Annotated in this window: 15 protein-coding genes; 9 read left to right on the top strand and 6 right to left on the bottom strand. The window is 58.7% G+C overall.

Translation table 11 applies throughout. The features are described 5' to 3' along the window. Positions 1-8: 8 nt before the first annotated feature. Genes ACI2JR_RS07935 through ACI2JR_RS07925 form a run of 3 tightly spaced genes read left to right on the top strand, consistent with a single transcriptional unit; the run spans position 9 to position 3500 of the window. A complete protein-coding gene (locus tag ACI2JR_RS07935; RefSeq protein WP_132730266.1) occupies positions 9-1529 on the top strand; it encodes a sugar ABC transporter ATP-binding protein in 1521 nt (506 codons plus the stop codon). Next, entirely contained in the window at positions 1526-2527 is a 1002-nt protein-coding gene (locus ACI2JR_RS07930) for an ABC transporter permease subunit (RefSeq protein WP_132730267.1), read from the top strand. Before ACI2JR_RS07935 ends, ACI2JR_RS07930 begins: the two co-directional genes overlap by 4 nt. A 31-nt stretch (positions 2528-2558) precedes the next feature. Further along, positions 2559-3500 (top strand): ABC transporter substrate-binding protein, encoded by a 942-nt coding sequence (locus ACI2JR_RS07925; RefSeq protein ID WP_132730268.1) that lies wholly within the window; start codon positions 2559-2561, stop codon positions 3498-3500. 49 nt (positions 3501-3549) lie between these two features. On the opposite strand, the gene ACI2JR_RS07920 is transcribed toward ACI2JR_RS07925, so the two are convergent. Continuing rightward, positions 3550-4278 carry a response regulator transcription factor gene (locus tag ACI2JR_RS07920; protein WP_132730269.1) on the bottom strand — a complete coding sequence of 243 codons (729 nt, stop codon included), beginning with the start codon at positions 4276-4278 and terminating at the stop codon, positions 3550-3552. Between the two features lie 273 nt (positions 4279-4551). Here ACI2JR_RS07920 and fdhF point away from each other — a divergent pair, with 273 nt between their 5' ends. Next, positions 4552-6699 (top strand): formate dehydrogenase subunit alpha, encoded by a 2148-nt coding sequence (gene fdhF, locus ACI2JR_RS07915; RefSeq protein ID WP_462478279.1) that lies wholly within the window; start codon positions 4552-4554, stop codon positions 6697-6699. Positions 6700-6868: 169 nt separating this feature from the next. After that, positions 6869-7552: a tetratricopeptide repeat protein gene (locus ACI2JR_RS07910; protein WP_462478278.1), complete on the top strand. Its 684-nt coding sequence runs from the start codon at positions 6869-6871 to the stop codon at positions 7550-7552. Positions 7553-7774: 222 nt separating this feature from the next. On the opposite strand, the gene gltP is transcribed toward ACI2JR_RS07910, so the two are convergent. Further along, complete coding sequence (gltP, locus tag ACI2JR_RS07905; protein WP_132730272.1) at positions 7775-9085, bottom strand: glutamate/aspartate:proton symporter GltP; 1311 nt, start codon at positions 9083-9085, stop codon at positions 7775-7777. A gap of 414 nt (positions 9086-9499) precedes the next feature. On the opposite strand from gltP, the gene acs reads away from it, so the two are divergent. From acs to actP, 3 genes are all read left to right on the top strand, one after another. Then, a complete protein-coding gene (acs, locus tag ACI2JR_RS07900) occupies positions 9500-11458 on the top strand; it encodes an acetate--CoA ligase (RefSeq protein ID WP_132730273.1) in 1959 nt (652 codons plus the stop codon). Positions 11459-11643: 185 nt separating this feature from the next. After that, positions 11644-11958, top strand: a complete 315-nt coding sequence (locus ACI2JR_RS07895) for a DUF485 domain-containing protein (RefSeq protein ID WP_132730274.1) — start codon at positions 11644-11646, stop codon at positions 11956-11958. After that, positions 11955-13604, top strand: a complete 1650-nt coding sequence (gene actP, locus ACI2JR_RS07890) for a cation/acetate symporter ActP (protein WP_132730275.1) — start codon at positions 11955-11957, stop codon at positions 13602-13604. Before ACI2JR_RS07895 ends, actP begins: the two co-directional genes overlap by 4 nt. Positions 13605-13637: 33 nt before the next feature. Here actP and ACI2JR_RS07885 read toward each other — a convergent pair whose 3' ends face one another. Together ACI2JR_RS07885 and ACI2JR_RS07880 are read right to left on the bottom strand one after the other, a co-directional pair. Continuing rightward, a complete protein-coding gene (locus ACI2JR_RS07885; RefSeq protein ID WP_132730276.1) occupies positions 13638-14327 on the bottom strand; it encodes an LrgB family protein in 690 nt (229 codons plus the stop codon). Further along, the gene (locus ACI2JR_RS07880) at positions 14320-14730 is read right to left on the bottom strand and encodes a CidA/LrgA family protein (protein ID WP_132730277.1); all 411 of its coding nucleotides are present in this window, start codon (positions 14728-14730) and stop codon (positions 14320-14322) included. The genes ACI2JR_RS07885 and ACI2JR_RS07880 overlap by 8 nt, the downstream gene beginning before the upstream one ends. A gap of 103 nt (positions 14731-14833) precedes the next feature. Here ACI2JR_RS07880 and ACI2JR_RS07875 point away from each other — a divergent pair, with 103 nt between their 5' ends. Next, complete coding sequence (locus ACI2JR_RS07875) at positions 14834-15718, top strand: LysR family transcriptional regulator (protein ID WP_132730278.1); 885 nt, start codon at positions 14834-14836, stop codon at positions 15716-15718. 102 nt (positions 15719-15820) lie between these two features. Here ACI2JR_RS07875 and ACI2JR_RS07870 read toward each other — a convergent pair whose 3' ends face one another. Continuing rightward, on the bottom strand, positions 15821-17467 hold the full coding sequence (locus ACI2JR_RS07870; RefSeq protein ID WP_132730279.1) for a Na+/H+ antiporter: 1647 nt from the start codon (positions 17465-17467) through the stop codon (positions 15821-15823). Between the two features lie 149 nt (positions 17468-17616). Further along, complete coding sequence (locus tag ACI2JR_RS07865; protein ID WP_132730280.1) at positions 17617-18966, bottom strand: NCS2 family permease; 1350 nt, start codon at positions 18964-18966, stop codon at positions 17617-17619. Positions 18967-19121 lie beyond the last annotated feature (155 nt).

The raw sequence follows: 19121 nt of genomic DNA, 5'->3' as shown, positions 1-19121 counted from the left end.
GACCCGCCATGCAAGGGACACCGGTACTATCCATGCGCAATATCGCCAAAGCCTTTGGCAAGTTTTATGCGCTGAAAGGCGTTGACCTGACGGTCTGGCCCGGCGAGATCCACGCGTTAATGGGTGAGAACGGCGCCGGGAAAAGTACGCTGATGAAGATCCTCGCCGGCGCCTATACCGCCACCAGCGGCGAGATCCTGATCGACGGCAAACCGCATACCATCAAAGGGCCGAAAGATGCGCTGGCCGCCGGGATCACCCTGATTTATCAGGAGATGCAGCTGGCGCCTAATTTGACCGTCGCCGAAAATATTTTCCTCGGCAGCGAGCTGACGCGCGGCGGGCTGGTGCAGCGCAAAGAGATGCTGCTGCAGGCCCAGGCGGTGATTGACCGCCTCGGCGCCCAGTTTAAGGCCAGCGATCGGGTGATGAAGCTGACCATTGCCGAACAGCAGCAGGTGGAGATCGCCCGCGCGCTGCACCGCAACAGCCGAATCCTGGTGATGGACGAACCCACCGCCGCCCTCTCCTCCCGTGAAACCCAGCGCCTGTTTGAGCTGATTCTGCGCCTGCGTGACGAAGGGATGGCGATTATCTATATCAGCCACCGGATGGCGGAGGTTTATGAACTGTCCGACCGCGTCAGCGTGTTGCGCGACGGCCAGTACGTCGGCAGCCTGACCCGGGATAAGCTCAACGCCTCCGAACTGGTGCGGATGATGGTGGGCCGTCCGTTAAGCGATCTGTTCAACAAAGAGCGCGATATCCCGTTGGGCCAGCCGCGCCTGCGGGTGCAGGATTTGACCGATGGCAGCAAAGTCAAGGCCAGCAGCCTGCTGGTGCGGGCCGGGGAAATTGTCGGCCTGGCCGGGCTGGTCGGCGCGGGCCGCTCCGAGCTGGCGCAGCTGATTTTCGGCGTGCGCAAAGCCACCGCCGGGGTGATTGAAATCGACGGCGAGCCGGTGGTGATTCACTCTCCGCGCGACGCTATCAACCTCGGCATCGGCTTTCTGACCGAAAACCGCAAGGAGCAGGGGCTGTTTCTCGAACTGGCGGCGCAGGAAAACATCACCATGGCGACCCTGGAGCGCGATGCCAGCTGGGGCATGCTCAATCGCAAAAAGGCGCAGACCATTTCCGATGACGCCATCTCCCTGCTCAACATTCGCGTGCCGCATGCGCAGGTGCGGGCCGGCGGCCTTTCCGGCGGCAACCAGCAAAAGCTGCTGATCTCCCGCTGGGTCGCTATCGGCCCGCGCATTCTGATCCTCGATGAACCGACGCGCGGCGTCGACGTCGGTGCCAAAAGCGAAATTTACCGCATCATGAACCAGATGGCGCGCCAGGGAGTGGCCATCCTGATGATCTCCAGCGAACTACCGGAAGTGGTCGGCATGAGCGACCGGGTGTACGTCATGCGCGAAGGCAGCATCGCCGGCGAACTCCAGGTCGGCGACATCAGCCAGGAAAGCATTATGACGCTGGCTACCGGCGTTAACGACACTCACCTTAAGGCGGTGCAACCATGACAACGCAGAAAGAGACCGCCGCGCAGCCGGTGGCGAAATCCGCTTCGGCGAAAAAAATGCTGATGGGCGATCTGGTACAGACGATCGGCATTTTGCCGATATTAATCCTGATCGTCGCGGTATTTGGCTTTATCGCGCCCAACTTCTTTACCGAAAGCAATCTGCTGAATATCACCCGTCAGGCGTCAATCAACATTGTGCTTGCCGCAGGGATGACCTTCATCATTCTGACCGGCGGGATTGACCTCTCCGTCGGTTCGATTCTCGGCACCACCGCGGTGGCTGCGATGGTGGTGTCGCTTATCCCCGAGCTGTCGATGCTTTCGATTCCCGCGGCGCTGCTGCTCGGCCTGGTGCTCGGTCTGTTTAACGGCGCGCTGGTTGCCTTCGCCGGGCTGCCGCCGTTTATCGTCACGCTCGGGACCTATACGGCCCTGCGCGGGGCGGCCTATCTGCTGGCCGACGGTACCACGGTGATTAACTCCGATATCAGTTTCGAATGGATCGGCAATGATTATCTCGGCCCGGTTCCGTGGCTGGTGGTGATTGCGCTGGCGGTGATTGTGTTGTGCTGGTTCATCCTGCGCCGCACCACCCTCGGGGTACATATCTACGCCGTAGGCGGCAATATGCAGGCGGCGCGGCTGACCGGTATCAAAGTGTGGCTGGTGCTGCTGTTCGTCTACGGTATGAGCGGGCTGCTCTCCGGGCTCGGCGGGGTGATGAGCGCCTCGCGGCTGTACAGCGCCAACGGCAACCTCGGCATGGGGTATGAGCTGGACGCCATCGCCGCGGTGATTCTCGGCGGCACCAGCTTCGTCGGCGGCATTGGCACCATCACCGGCACGCTGGTGGGGGCGTTGATTATCGCCACGCTCAACAATGGCATGACGCTGATGGGAGTCTCCTATTTCTGGCAACTGGTGATCAAAGGGGCGGTGATCATCATTGCAGTGCTGATCGACAAATACCGTACCCGACACCATCAAAGTGCATAACAACAATACCCTACAGACAGAGGAAAACAGTATGCGTTTGAAACCCGTTGTAACCGCGCTCTGTGCCGGCGCGCTGCTGGCCGCGGCGCCGTTTACCCAGGCCAAAGAACTCAAATCTATCGGCGTCACGGTCGGCGATCTGGCCAACCCGTTCTTCGTGCAAATCACCAAGGGCGCCGAGCTGGAAGCCCGCAAGCTGGCCGGCGACAATGTAAAAGTGACGCTGGTCTCCAGCGGCTACGATCTGGGTCAGCAGGTATCGCAGATCGATAACTTTATTGCCGCCAAAGTCGACATGATTATCCTCAACGCCGCCGACTCAAAAGGGATTGGCCCGGCGGTAAAACGCGCAAAAGATGCCGGGATCGTGGTGGTGGCGGTGGACGTGGCCGCCGAAGGCGCCGATGCCACCATCACCTCCGATAACACCCAGGCGGGCGAAATGGCCTGTAAGTACATCTCCGACCGTCTGAAAGGAAAAGGTAACGTGGTGATTATCAACGGGCCGCCGGTGTCTGCCGTGCAGAACCGCGTCGAAGGTTGTCAGACCGAGTTTAAGCGCCACCCGGATATCAAGGTGCTCTCTTATAACCAGAACGCCAAAGGCAGCCGCGAAGGCGGCCTGGAAATTATGACCTCGCTGCTGGCGGCGAATCCGAAGATTGATGGCGTCTTTGCGATTAACGATCCTACCGCCATCGGTGCCGATCTGGCGGCAAAACAGGCGCAGCGTAATGAGTTCTTTATTGTCGGCGTCGATGGCAGCCCGGACGGTGAAGAGGCGCTGAAGCGGAAGAACTCGCTGTTTGTCGCGACGCCGGCGCAGGACCCGCAGGTGATGGCGGCGAAAGCGGTCGAGATCGGCTATGACATTCTGCAGGGTAAACCGGCGCCGACGGCCCCGGTGCTGATCCCGGTGACGATGATCGATAAAAACAACATCGGCAGCTATAAAGGCTGGACCGTCAAATAGGCACGATCGGGCCATCCCCGGCGCCGCGTTAGCCGGGGATTACCTGTGCTTACGCCGCTTTATCGCCGTGGATAACATCTGCGGCGAACACATAGCCCAGGCCGCGCAGGGTTTTGATCAGCGTCGGCTGGTGCGGGTTTAGCTCAATTTTGCGCCGCAGGCGCATGATCAGCACGTCAATCGTCCGATCAAAGACTTCGGTGCTTTCGCTATGCGTCAAGGCCAGCAGCTGCTCGCGGTTGAGCACCCGACGAGCGTTTTGCGCCAGCGCCAGCAGCAGAGCGTATTCCCCCTGGGTCAGCGGGACCGTTTGCTGCTGCGGGTTAAACAATTCGCAGCGAAACGTATCCAGCCGCCAGCCGTTAAATAGCAGCCCGGCTCCGCCGCCGCTCCCCTCCGGACTCAATGCGCCGCTGCGTCTGAGCACCGCCTTCACCCGCGCCACCACCACCCGGGAATTAAACGGCTTGGCGATATAATCATCGGCGCCCATTTCCAGCCCCACCACCACATCGGCCTCGCTACCGAGCCCGGTCAGCATCACCACCGGCAGTTCGGGTCTGCTGCGCTGCAGCTGCTGCAGCACCAGCAGCCCGTTGGTATCGGGTAAAATCATATCCAGCAGCACCAGCGAGATATCCGCCCGCTGCGCCGCCACCGCCAGCGCATCGCTGCCGGTCTGACACACCAGCACGTCAAAAACATGCGCGCTGAGCACGTCGCTAAGCAGTTCGCAAATTGCGCTGTCGTCATCAACGACCAAAATGACCGGTTTCATTATTTGCCTCTGCCCGTACGGAACGATCTCTGTCTGATTAATTCAGCAAAGCCCCCTCGACAAATCCATTTTCGCATCGCGTTTCTTCAATCAATGTCACATCTCTCCCCTCTTCGACACGTCAAAACTGACGACGCCCTGCTTTTAGTCAGCATTTAGCCCAAAAAATCGACGTATCATCAGTCAATACCCACAATGAAAGCATGGTATAGAAGATGCATATTGATGGCGTGATAGCGCATATGCGCCCATTGATGAACGGGAGCAAGACCGATGAAAAAAGTCGTCACGGTTTGCCCGTATTGCGCATCAGGTTGCAAAATCAACCTGGTGGTCGATAACGGCAAAATCGTCCGGGCTGAGGCGGCACAGGGGAAAACCAACCAGGGCACCCTGTGTCTGAAAGGCTACTATGGCTGGGATTTTATTAACGATACCCAGATCCTCACCCCGCGCCTGAAAACTCCGATGATCCGCCGTCAGCGCGGCGGCAAGCTGGAATCCGTCTCCTGGGACGAAGCGCTCGATTACGTCGCCGCCCGCCTCAGCGCCATTAAAGCCAAGTACGGCCCGGATGCTATCCAGACCACCGGCTCATCCCGCGGGACCGGCAATGAAACCAACTATGTGATGCAAAAATTCGCCCGCGCCGTTATTGGTACCAATAACGTCGACTGCTGCGCGCGCGTCTGACACGGCCCTTCGGTTGCAGGTCTGCACCAGTCGGTCGGTAATGGCGCTATGAGTAATGCCATCACAGAGATTGATAACACCGATCTGGTGTTTATCTTCGGCTATAACCCGGCGGATTCGCACCCTATTGTGGCGAACCACGTGATTAACGCCAAACGCAACGGGGCGAAAATCATCGTCTGCGATCCGCGTAAAATCGAAACCGCGCGCATTGCGGATATGCATATCGCGCTGAAAAACGGCTCGAACATTGCGCTGCTAAACGCCATCGGTCATGTGATTATTGCAGAGGAGCTCTACGATAAATCCTTCGTCGCCAGCCGTACCGAGGGCTTCGAGGAGTATCGCAAAATCGTCGAAGGCTATACGCCGGAGTCGGTGGAAGCGATCACCGGCGTCAGCGCACAGCAAATCCGCGAATGCGCCCGGATGTACGCGACGGCGAAATCCGCCGCCATCCTGTGGGGCATGGGGGTCACCCAGTTCTACCAGGGGGTGGAAACCGTACGCTCGCTGACCAGTCTGGCGATCATGACCGGCAACCTCGGCAAGCCGAGCGTCGGCGTCAACCCGGTGCGCGGGCAGAACAATGTCCAGGGCGCCTGCGATATGGGCGCGCTGCCGGATACCTATCCAGGCTATCAGTACGTGAAATTCCCGGAAAACCGGGAGAAGTTCGCCAAAGCCTGGGGCGTGGAGAACCTGCCGGCGCACACCGGCTATCGCATCAGCGAACTGCCGCACCGCGCGGCCCACGGCGAAGTCCGGGCGGCGTACATTATGGGAGAAGATCCGCTGCAGACCGACGCCGAGCTGTCCGCCGTGCGTCAGGCGTTTGACGAGCTGGAGCTGGTTATCGTCCAGGACATCTTTATGACCAAAACCGCGTCGGCGGCGGATGTGATTTTGCCGTCCACCTCGTGGGGCGAACATGAAGGCGTCTACACCGCGGCGGACCGCGGCTTCCAGCGCTTCTTCAAAGCGGTGGAGCCGAAGTGGGATCTGAAAACCGACTGGCAGATTATCAGCGAAATCGCCACCCGAATGGGGTATCCGATGCACTACAACAACACCCAGGAGATCTGGGATGAGTTACGTCATCTGTGCCCGGATTTCACCGGCGCCACCTACGAGAAAATGGGCGAGCTGGGCTACATCATGTGGCCGTGTCGCGCCGAGTCCGAGGCCGACCAGGGGACCTCTTATCTGTTTAAAGAGAAGTTCGACACCCCCAACGGCCTGGCGCAGTTCTTCACCTGCGACTGGGTTGCGCCGGTCGATAAGCTTACCGCCGAGTATCCGATGGTGCTCTCCACCGTGCGGGAAGTGGGCCACTATTCGTGCCGCTCGATGACCGGCAACTGTGCGGCGCTGGCCGCGCTGGCGGATGAGCCTGGCTACGCGCAAATCAATACCGCCGATGCCGCGCGTCTGGGGATCGAGGATGAAGCGCTGGTGTGGGTCAATTCGCGCAAAGGGCGCATCATCACCCGCGCACAGGTCAGCGATCGTCCGAATATCGGGGCGGTATATATGACCTATCAGTGGTGGATCGGCGCCTGTAACGAACTGGTCTCGGAGCACCTAAGTCCGATAACCAAGACGCCGGAGTACAAGTACTGCGCGGTGAACGTGGAACGCATTGCCGACCAGCGCGCCGCCGAGCAGTACGTGATTGATGAGTACAATAAGCTGAAATCCCGCCTGCGCGAAAGCGCGATGGGTTAAGGCGGGCGGTTTCCCCGCTGGCCTGACGCTGGCCGGGGAAACGCTTGAGTCATCAGGGTTGCGGGATCGCTGGCGCAGCCCACTTTTATCGCTCCTGGCAGCGGCCGCCATTTTCTTCCTTTTCACCTCCCTTTATACTGCCCGCTGTGTTCCTGACCGATAATAAAAAATGAAATACCTCTATTTACTTCTGACGCTGTACTCTCTCGCCGCAGGCGCAATGGAACCCGGCAGCCAGTACCAACAGCAGGCGCAAGCAGGCGATCCGCGAGCGCAATACTATCTTGCCGATACCTATGTCAGCTCCGGCGATTACCAGCAGGCCGAATACTGGGCGCAGAAGTCGGCAGATAGCGGCGACGGCGACGCCCTGGCGCTGCTGGCTCAGCTGAAGATCCGCAACCCGCAGCAGGCCGATTACAAGCAGGCCAGACAGCTGGCCGAAAAGTCGGTCCAGGTGGGCAGTAAGGCCGGGGAAATTATCCTTGCCCGCGTACTGGTGAATCATCAGGCCGGAGAGACGAACTATACGCACGCCATCGCCCTGCTGCAGGATGCCGCGCAGGATCCTGAAAACGACTCCGCCGTCGACGCCCAGATGCTGTTGGGTTTGATTTACGCCAGCGGCGTTCAAATCGCGGAAGATGACGCGCTGGCCACGCACTATTTTAAACGCAGCTCCTCGTTATCCCGTACCGGCTATGCCGAATACTGGGCCGGCATGATGTTCCTGCTGGGAGAAAAAGGCTTTATTGAACCCAACCAGCAGAAAGCGTTGCACTGGCTAAACGTCAGCTGTCAGGAGGGGTTTGATACCGGCTGTGAAGAGTTTGAGCGAATCACCAGAGGGTAATCTCTTCAGCCGTGGGCGGTTTTTAGGGCGTGGTTCAGGCGAAAGCGGGATCGCTGATGTGTGGTATGTCAGGCCACGGTGGAATGTTCCGTTCACGGTGCATGCGGAGCGTTTCTCACATCCGCGGCGTGGGAACGGCATGCGCCCGGACCGCCGCTAACAGAAATTCCCCGGCCCGCGAAAACCGAAAAAAACCCGGCGCGCTGCACCGGGCCTTTTATTTTAGTGGGCGGTTTTATCAAATTTGCCCAGCACTTCGCGCTCATACGCCAGCGCTTTTTTGCGGTCAAACTTGTGTTCCCACTTGGCGATAACCAGCACCGCCAGAGCATTCCCCACCACGTTCAGCGCGGTACGCGCCATATCAAGAATACGGTCAACGCCGGCGATAAACGCCAGACCTTCCAGCGGGATCCCCACGCTCCCCAGCGTCGCCAACAGCACCACGAAGGAGACGCCCGGCACGCCGGCAATCCCTTTCGAGGTCACCATCAGGGTCAGCACCAGGGTGATCTCCTGCCACAGCGACAGGTCAATACCGTACAGCTGGGCGATAAAGATTGCCGCGATGCTCTGATACAGCGTGGAACCATCGAGGTTAAAGGAGTATCCGGTCGGCACCACGAAACTGGTGATCGAGGCCGGCGCGCCATAGGCTTCCATCTTCTCAATAATACGCGGCAGCACGCTCTCGGAGCTGGCGGTGGAGTAAGCCAGAATCAGCTCGTCTTTCAGGATGCGGATCAGGATCCAGATACTCAGCCCGCATACCCGCGCTACGATCCCCAGTACCACCAGCGCGAAGAACAGAATCGCGAAGTACACCAGAATCACCAGCTTGGCTAACGGCCACAGCGAGGCAAAACCGAAGGTCGCCACGGTGACCGAGATCAGCGCAAACACCCCGACCGGCGCATAGCGCATCACCATATGGGTGACTTTGAACATGGTTTCGGAAATGGAACGGAAAACGGTGACCAGCGGTTCGCGATGCGTCGCCGGCAGCGAGGAGAGACCCAGGCCGAACAGTACCGAGAAGAAGATAATCGGCAGCATATCGCCTTTCGCCATGGAGGCGATGATGTTGGTCGGCACCAGCGACAGAATCGTCCCCATCAGACCGTGGGCATGGCTCTGGACTTCCGCCGTCGTGCTTTGATATTTCGAAATATCCACCGCCGCCAGCTGCGACATATCAATGCCGCTGCCCGGCTGAAAGACGTTGGCCAGAGTAATCCCCAGCACGATCGCCACGGTGGTGATCACTTCAAAATAGATAATAGTTTTCGCGCCGATGCGGCCCAGCTGTTTCGCATCGCCAACGCCGGCAATCCCGACAATCAGCGTCGAAATCACTATCGGCACCACGATCATCTTGATCAGATGGATAAAGATATCGCCCGCCGGCGTCAGGAAATTCGAGATTAATAAATCCCGACTTTCGGCATGATAATGCAGGTAGCTACCCAGAAGGATGCCTAGCACCAGAGCCAGCAAAATTTGCCAGGCGAGGCTGACTTTTGTTTTTTTCATCACTACAGACTTCCTCAATGAAAGGCACCATTCCCGTGAGTAATGATGCCCACTGAAAGGGGTATGAATTGTGTTGCGTTGCTTTATGGGGTTTTTTAACGCGCGGTATCAGTATCATTTGCACGGCATGCTACGCAAGTCTTTAAGAACAGGGCTTTCCTCCAGGTTTCTGCATAAATTCACTAATTTCCCCCGGTTCTATTGCATAAGTATTTGTTATAAAAAAAATTTCATAAATTCCATTTCTATAAATTCATTTCGGTAATTATTTCACTTCAAAGTTTCATTTGGTTGATTTTCATTCAGTTGAATCAATGCGTGATCTGCCCCCCAAATAGCAAACAAAGCCGTCAAAGACCCTACTATTAACGTTTACTTGACATATATTTAACAATCTACAGGAGAAAAAAAGCCATGAGCCAAATACATAAGCACTCTATTCCCGCTAACATTGCGGACAGCTGCCTGATTAACCCGGAACAGTACAAGGCGCAATATCAACAATCTGTCAGTGACCCCGACGCGTTCTGGGGCGAACAAGGCAAAATCCTTGACTGGATGCGGCCCTATACGCGCGTGAAGAACACCTCGTTCGCGCCGGGCAACGTTTCCATTAAATGGTATGAAGACGGCACCCTAAACCTGGCCGCGAACTGCCTCGATCGCCACCTGGCCGAGCGCGGCGACCAGACCGCTATCATCTGGGAAGGCGACGACGCCAGCCAGAGTAAGAACATCACTTACCGCGAACTACATCGCGACGTGTGCCGTTTCGCCAACGTTCTGCTCAACCTCGGTATTAAAAAAGGCGACGTGGTCGCTATCTATATGCCGATGGTGCCGGAAGCGGCCGTGGCGATGCTGGCCTGCGCCCGTATTGGCGCTATTCACTCGGTTATTTTCGGCGGCTTTTCACCGGAAGCGGTTGCCGGACGTATCATCGACTCCAGCTCCCGGCTGGTGATCACCGCGGACGAAGGCCTGCGCGCCGGTCGCGCCATTCCACTGAAGAAAAACGTCGATGACGCGCTGAAAAACCCCAACGTCACCACCATTGAACACGTGGTGGTCCTCAAGCGTACCGGCGGTAACATCGACTGGCAGGAAAACCGCGACCTGTGGTGGAGCGATCTGCTGGCGAATGCCAGCGACCAGCATCAGCCGCAGGAGATGAATGCGGAAGACCCGCTGTTCATCCTCTATACCTCCGGTTCAACCGGTAAGCCCAAAGGGGTGCTGCACACCACCGGCGGCTACCTGGTCTATGCCGCCACCACCTTCAAATATGTTTTCGACTACCATCCTGGCGACATCTACTGGTGTACCGCCGACGTGGGCTGGGTAACCGGCCACAGCTACCTGCTGTATGGCCCGCTGGCCTGCGGCGCGACCACGCTGATGTTCGAAGGCGTGCCGAACTGGCCGACCCCGGCGCGGATGTGCCAGGTGGTGGACAAACACCAGGTCAATATTCTCTACACCGCGCCGACGGCGATCCGTGCGCTGATGGCGGAGGGCGATAAAGCCATCGAAGGCACCGACCGCTCTTCCCTGCGCATTCTGGGTTCTGTCGGCGAGCCGATTAACCCGGAAGCCTGGGAGTGGTACTGGAAGAAAATCGGCAACGAAAAATGCCCGGTGATGGACACCTGGTGGCAAACCGAAACCGGCGGCTTCATGATCACCCCGCTGCCGGGCGCCATCGAGCTGAAAGCCGGCTCCGCCACGCGTCCATTCTTCGGCGTTCAGCCGGTGCTGGTGGATAATGAAGGGACGCCGCTGGAAGGAGCGACCGAGGGCAATCTGGCGATCGCCGACTCCTGGCCGGGGCAGGCGCGAACCCTGTTCGGCGACCACGATCGCTTTGAACAGACCTACTTCTCGACCTTTAAAAATATGTATTTCAGCGGCGACGGCGCGCGTCGTGACGAAGATGGCTACTACTGGATCACCGGCCGCGTGGACGACGTGCTGAACGTTTCCGGCCACCGTCTGGGCACCGCTGAAATCGAATCGGCGCTGGTATCGCATCCGAAAATCGCCGAAGCGGCGGTGGTCGGTATTCCGCATAACATTAAAGGCCAGGCGATCTACGCCTACGTGACGCTGAACCATGGCGAAGAGCCGACGCCGGAGCTGTATGCGGAAGTACGCAACTGGGTACGGAAAGAGATTGGTCCGCTGGCGACGCCGGACGTGCTGCACTGGACCGACTCCTTACCGAAAACGCGATCGGGTAAAATCATGCGCCGTATTCTGCGCAAGATTGCCGCCGGCGACACCAGCAACCTCGGCGATACGTCAACTCTGGCGGATCCCGGCGTCGTGGAAAAACTGCTCGAAGAGAAGCAGGCCATTGCGATGCCATCCTGAAACGGACCTTATTCCCTACACCCTCTCCCCACAAGGGGAGAGGTCATAAATAATACGCCCTAAGGATTCCACGTAGCAGGAAAGCGCTAAGCCAGCCCTCTTCCCGACGGTACGCTGCCGGGCGGATAAGTGCTGCCGACAGACTGCGCGTGGATGACGAAAGGGATACCTCTGGAGACGCTACGATGAATGAGCAAATTTGTCAGCGGGTAGAAAATAGTGCGCATTTCAGGGAGTTAGTTGCAACCCGGCAAAGGTTTGCCGCCATACTGTCAGTGATTATGCTGGTGATTTATGTGGGCTTTATTTTGCTCATCGCTTTCGCCCCCGGCTGGCTGGGTACGCCGCTGCATGCCGGCACCAGCGTTACCCGAGGTATCCCGATTGGTATCGGCGTTATCGTTATCTCATTCGTGCTGACCGGAATTTATGTCTGGCGGGCAAACGGGGAATTCGATCGGCTGACGAAAAGCATTATCAGCGAGGTGCACGCATCATGAAGAAATTCCTGACGGCGTTAGCCGCGGCGCTACCGTTTACCGCCAATGCCGCGGACACCATTGCCGGCGCGGTACAGCGCCAGCCGACAAACTGGCAGGCGATCATCATGTTCCTGATCTTTGTCGCCCTCACGCTGTATATCACTTACTGGGCGTCAAAACGCATGCGTTCGCGCAGCGACTATTACACCGCGGGCGGGAATATCACCGGCTTCCAGAACGGTCTGGCGATTGCCGGCGACTTTATGTCGGCGGCCTCCTTCCTCGGCATCTCCGCCCTGGTTTACACCTCCGGCTACGACGGGCTGATTTACTCTCTCGGTTTCCTGGTCGGCTGGCCGATTATTCTGTTCCTGATTGCGGAACGCCTGCGTAACCTCGGGCGCTATACGTTTGCCGACGTCGCCTCCTATCGCCTGAAACAAGGGCCGATTCGTACCCTTTCCGCCTGCGGTTCGCTGGTGGTGGTGGCGCTGTACCTGATTGCGCAAATGGTCGGCGCGGGCAAACTTATCCAGCTGCTGTTCGGCCTGAACTACCACATCGCGGTGGTGCTGGTCGGCGTGCTGATGGTGCTCTACGTGCTGTTCGGCGGCATGCTCGCCACCACCTGGGTACAGATCATCAAAGCGGTCCTGCTGCTGTGCGGCGCCAGCTTTATGGCCTTTATGGTGATGAAGCACGTCGGCTTCAGCTTCAATAATCTGTTCAGCGAAGCAATGGCGGTGCACCCGAAAGGGGCGGCGATTATGAGCCCTGGCGGGTTGGTGAAAGACCCGATATCGGCGCTGTCGCTCGGCCTTGGGCTGATGTTCGGTACCGCAGGGCTGCCGCATATTCTGATGCGCTTCTTCACCGTCAGCGACGCGCGCGAAGCGCGTAAAAGCGTGTTGTACGCCACCGGTTTTATGGGCTACTTCTATATCCTGACCTTTATTATCGGCTTCGGCGCGATCATGCTGGTCGGGGCGAACCCGGCGTTTAAAGATGCGGCGGGCCAGCTCATCGGCGGCAATAACATGGCGGCGGTACACCTGGCGGATGCGGTTGGTGGCAACCTGTTCCTCGGCTTTATTTCCGCGGTCGCCTTCGCCACCATTCTGGCGGTGGTGGCGGGCTTAACCCTGGCAGGCGCCTCGGCCGTTTCCCATGACCTGTATGCCAACGTTTTCCGCAAAGGGGCCAGCGAGCGCGACGAGCTGCGGGTATCGAAAATCACCGTGCTGGTGCTGGGCGTGGTGGCGATTCTGCTGGGGATTCTGTTTGAGAACCAGAACATCGCCTTTATGGTGGGACTGGCCTTCTCCATCGCCGCCAGCTGTAACTTCCCGATCATTCTCCTGTCGATGTACTGGTCAAAACTGACCACCCGCGGCGCGATGGTCGGGGGCTGGCTGGGGCTGCTGACCGCCGTTATCCTGATGATCCTCGGCCCGACGATTTGGGTGCAAATTCTCGGTCATGAGACGGCGATATTCCCGTATGAATATCCGGCGCTGTTCTCCATCGCCATCGCCTTTGTCGGCATCTGGCTCTTCTCAGCCACCGATAACTCAGCGGAAGGGATGCGCGAGCGCGAACTGTTCCGCGCCCAGTTCATCCGTTCACAAACCGGGATCGGTATCGAACGCGGTCAGGCGCATTAACCCGATCTTCCCCGGCCGTCCGGCCGGGGAAGATCAAAACATCAGCAGGCGCACCAGCGGCGCCGCCAGCACCATCACCACGCCGGAGAACATCATTACCAGGCTGGCAACCACCCCTTCCTGTTGTCCCAGCTCATAAGAGCGCGCGGTCCCGGCGCCGTGCGAAGCCGCGCCGAACCCGGCCCCTTTCGCCATTCCTTCACGAATCGACAGGCGTAAAAACAGCACATCGCCCACCGCCATCCCAAATACTCCGGTGACCACCACAAACAACGCCACCAGATCGGGCTGGCCGCCAAGCGGTTTGGCCGCCGCCAGCGCAAACGGGGTGGTAACCGAACGCACCGCCAGGCTACGCTGAATCTCATCAGAAAGGGTAAACAGGCGCGCCAGCCAGACCGAGCTGCACACCGCCACCAGCGATGCGGTGAGCACCCCGGCGGTCAGCGACATCCAGTGGCGCTTAATAATAGTCAGGTTGTCATACACCGGGACGGCAAAAGCAATGGTCGCGGGGCCCAGCAGCCATAGCAGCCAGTGGGCCTCTCCCATATAGCTCTGATAGGAGATGTGGCCAAAGACCAGAATCAACACCAGCAATATCGGGGTAAAGACCAGCGGCATCAGCGGGAGCTTGTGGAAACGGCGATACAGGCGCTTATTGGCAAAATAGAGCGCCAGCGTCGCAATCAAACACAGGACGCTCAGTTGAAAATCACTCATGCTTCATCCTGCTGATTTCATAGCGGTACACTTTATCCACCACCCACGCCGTTGCCCCCAGCACCATCAGGGTGCTCAGCGCAATCACCAGAAAAATGCGCCAGCCGTCCACCATCAGCAGCTGGGTATAGTTCACCACCGCCACCACCGCCGGGACGAAAAACAGCAGCATTTCCGCCAGCAGCCAGCGCGCGCCAGCCCGCACCCAGTTCAGCGGGATGATCCGACAAACGATGAGCGCCAGCAGCATCAACATCCCGACCACGTTCGCCGGTAGCGGCAGATGCAGCCAGTTCACTAAATATTCGGCACAGACGAACAGTCCGGCGTAGATCAGTACCTGAACCGGTACCTGGAGACGTTGTACCACGAAGGGGGTGACGCGAGCTGGCGCGAAGGCCATGAGCTGAATTCCTGAAAAAGAGGCGAGAGGAGCAGTATAGAGAGCCGCCTGAGCGGACAGAAATGAATTAAAATCATCACAGGTATAGTCTCAGGGAATAATTATGGATATCCGAACGCTGCGCTATTTTGTTGAGGTGGTCCGTCAGCAGAGTTTCACTCGCGCGGCGGAAAAACTTTTTGTCACTCAGCCCACCATCAGCAAAATGCTCAAAAACCTCGAGGATGAGCTGAACTGTACTCTGCTGATTCGCGATGGCCGCAAGCTCCTGCTGACCGATACCGGCCGGGTGGTATTCGAGCGCGGGCAGGCGATTCTTGGCGAATTTCATCAACTGAAATCGGAGCTCAGCGATATTAACCATCTGCATAAGGGCATCCTGAAACTGGGGATCCCGCCGATGGTCGGGATGCTGATGGCTGAGCCTATCAGCCTGTTTCGCCAACGCTACCCGGGCGTGGAGCTCAAAATTTCTGAGTTTGGCGGCCTGACGGTACAGCAGGCGGTCAGCAACGGCGAGCTGGATCTCGCCATGACGGCGCTGCCGGTTGATGAGGAAAGCGGCCTGGCGACTCTGCCGCTGTTCAACCACCCGCTGTGCGTGCTGACCCCCAGAACCGAGCAGTGGCAGCACGTGCGGTCACTCTCCCCGGAGGCCCTCGCGGCCCACCCGCTGGTGATTTATAACGAAGATTTCGCCCTCAGCCGCCAGCTGATGGCGCTGTTTACCTGCCATGACGTGAAGCCCCGCATTGCGGTACGCAGCGGCCAGTGGGATTTTCTCGCGGCCATGGTGCAGGCCGGGATCGGCGTAGCCATCCTGCCGCAGCCGATCTGTGAACGCCTCGACCCCCAGAATTTTTGCTGGATACCGTTGCAGAGCGAACTGCACTGGGAGCTGGGTATGATTTGGCGGGAGGGGGTCTATCTGTCGCACAGCGCGCAGGCATGGCTGGAGTGCAGTAAAGCGTTCTGGCTGGCGCCCTGAGCGTTAATTAAGCCGGTTTCCCGGGCCGCGCGAGGCTAACCCGGGTGACCGCAACGCGCCGTCTCCCCGGACGCACAACGCGAGCGGGGAGACGGGGAGCGCTTACTGATCTTCAATTAACAGCGCTTCCAGCAGGTCAAGATCGTGCAGCAGCTTCTGCAGCGTTTCATTGCTGATCTGCCGGGTAGCGCGCAGGTGATACAGCTCGCCACGCTCCGAGCGCAGCGCCGCCAGACGGAAGCGGCGTTCAAGCTGCTCCTCGAGCATTGAGGTTTCCACATCGTTACGCCCATCGACGCGGCGACGCAGATTACCGATCACCCGCGAACTGACTTCGGTCAGCAGCTGATTATCAATGTTCTCTTTGGTGTCCGCCGCCAGGCGCTCTTCCATCTTCTGAATCGCGACAATCGCGACGTCCGCCGTTGCCGCACGCGCCAGACGCTCCTCTTTACGCTGCTGATCGCGATCGCCCGACTCGATATGGCGCAGCAGAATCGGCAGCGCAATCACGCCGACAAACAGCGAGAACAGAATCACCCCGGCGGCGAGGAAGATCAGCTCATAGCGGGCCGGGAAGACGTTGCCGTCCGGCAGCAGCAGCGGTATCGACAGCACACCGGCGAGGGTAATCGCTCCGCGCACCCCGGCGACCGAAGAGATCAGCAGCTCACGGGTCGTCCACGAGCCAAACTCCATCGGTTTTCTTTTCAGAAAGCGCTGGCTCAATTTACGCATCGTCCACAGCCAGCCAAAACGCACCAGCATCAGCGCGGCGTAGATCAGGATAATGTCGGTAAACAGCATCCAGGTTTCGACATTCGGGTCCGCTTCCGCCGCCACCAGCGAGGTCGACAGGATATCCGGCAGCTGCAGGCCCAACAGCAGGAAGACCATGCCGTTAAAGACGAACTCCAGCATCGCCCAGGTGCTGTTCGCACGCAGGCGCATAGCCAGCGGCGCGGTACGCATCACCCCGGAGCGGGTGATGGTCATCCCGGCGGCCACCGCCGCCAGGATCCCGGAGACGCCGATATGTTCGGCAATCAGGTAGGACGCAAACGGCAGCAGGAACAGCAGGACGATTTGCGTCGCGGGCTCATCGCCGCCCCAGCGGCTGAGGAAGCGCATCGAGCGGCCATACAGCCAGCTGACCACAAACCCGGCCAGGATACCGCCAATCGCTACCTTGAGAAATTCCACCGTCGCGCCGCCGACGGTAAAGACCATCGTGCCCATCGCCACGGCGACGGCAAACTTCAGCGAGACCAGGCCGGAGGCGTCGTTCATCAACGCCTCGCCCTGCAGAATCCCCATAATTTTTTTCGGGATGCGCCCTTCTCCGACGATGCCCGACAGCGCCACGGCATCGGTCGGCGACAGTACCGCCGCCAGCGCGAAAGCCGGAATCAGCGGAATCCCCGGGACGATCCAGTAAATCAGGAAGCCAATCCCGACCACCGTCACCAGCACCAGAGCCAGCGCCAGTCCGAGAATCTCTCGCCCGTGCTCAATAAACTCACGGGTCGGCGTCTTCCAGCCGTCGGCAAAGAGCAGCGGCGGGATAAACAGGACCAGGAAGAGTTCGGGGTCGAACTCAACGTGCAAACCAAAGGTCGGCCAGGCTAACAGCGCGCCAATGGCGATTTGCATCAGTGGTAGTGGAACCTGAAAGGGCAGGACACGCGTCACCACCCCGGAGAGAGAGACCACGAGGGTCATGATGAGTATGGTAAAGAATATTTCCATGTGTTCCCTGTTTGCAGCGTTTTCTTATTTTGCACCTGAGGCGTCATGTCTCTGGATAATACGCTACTCAGATTAACGCAAAAGGAAACAGGATGTGGCTTAAAAAATAAAACGGGCGGCCTGAGCCGCCCGTTAGCCGCAGGAAAAGCTTAAATCGCCCAGCCGCCGGCGTAGAAGATCACCAGCGCCGCCGCAATGATGACGGTCCCCAGGTTCAGCTTACGCCACTCCCCGGATACCAGACGGCCAATCACCAGGGTGGCAAAACCGATCATGATGCCGGTGACGATGTTACAGGTCAGTACGATGAACACCGCGGTAATCAGCCCCGCCATCGCATCAACGAAATCGTTGAAGTCGATTTTCGCCACGTTGCTCAACATCAGCAGGCCGACGTACATCAGCGCCGGCGCCGTTGCATAGGCAGGCACCAGGTAAGAGAGCGGAGAGAGGAACAGAATCAGCAGGAACAGCACGCCAACGGTGACGGCGGTCAGACCGGTTTTGCCGCCCGCCGCGGTGCCTGCCGCCGATTCGATATACACCGCCGCCGGAGCCGCCCCGACCACGCCGGAGAAGACGCTGCTCAGGGAGTCGGTGGTCAGCGCTTTCCCGCCGTTGATAATCTGCCCGTCTTTATCCAGCAGGTTCGCCTGCCCGGCGACCGCGCGAATGGTGCCGGTGGCATCAAATACCGCCGTCATCACCAGCGCCAGCACGCTGGGCAGCACCACCGGATTCAGCGCGCCGATGATATCGAGGCTGCCAATCAGCGAGTTGCCCTGGTCATCGCTCAGCGAGGGCATCGCGAAAATACCGGAAAAGTGTACGTTCGGGTCAAAAATCAGGCCGACGATCGAAACGCCAATAATGGTCAGCAGGATCCCGCCCGGCACTTTCATTTTTTCGAGGCCGATAATCACCGCCAGCCCCACCAGCGACATAATCACCGGAAAGCTATCGAAATGACCGAGCGTAACCGGCAGACCGTCCAGCGGGTTTTTAATCACCAGGCCCACGCCGTTGGCGGCGATCAGCAGCAGAAACAGACCGATACCAATACCGGTGCCGTGCGCAACGCCCTGCGGCAAATTGCGTAGGATCCAGCTGCGGATGCCGGTGGCGGAGATAATGGTGAACAGCACGCCCATCAGGAATACGGCGCCCAGCGCTACCGGAATGCTGATATGCTGCCCCAGCACCAGGCTGAAAGCGGTAAAGGCGGTCAGCGAGATCGCGCAGCCAATGGCCAGCGGCAGATTCGCCCACAGCCCCATGACGAGGGAGCCGACGCCGGCAACCAGGCAGGTGGAAACAAATACCGCCGCCGGAGGGAACCCGGCTTTACCCAGCATCCCCGGTACCACAATCACCGAGTACACCATCGCCAGGAAGGTGGTTAAGCCGGCAACAATCTCCTGACGCACGGAGCTGCCGCGAGCTGAAATTTTAAACCAGGCGTCTAGTGAACCGCCGGTACGCGCTGAAGGCGTAGACATAGAAAACTTCCCCTGAAAATTTTAATCGTCCGTCGGTATGCGTGGTGGACCATCCACTGCCAGTTAAACGCGATCTCCTTGTGCTACCTCACAGCGCCAGGGGGGCTGCAAATAGCAAACGTTTAACTCCGCGCATACGCTACGGTGGTCAGAAT

Origin of the sequence: Klebsiella sp. NPDC088457 (assembly GCF_044900465.1) — a bacterium.
GTDB lineage: Bacteria > Pseudomonadota > Gammaproteobacteria > Enterobacterales > Enterobacteriaceae > Klebsiella.
This window is presented reverse-complemented; position numbering and strand designations above follow the sequence as displayed.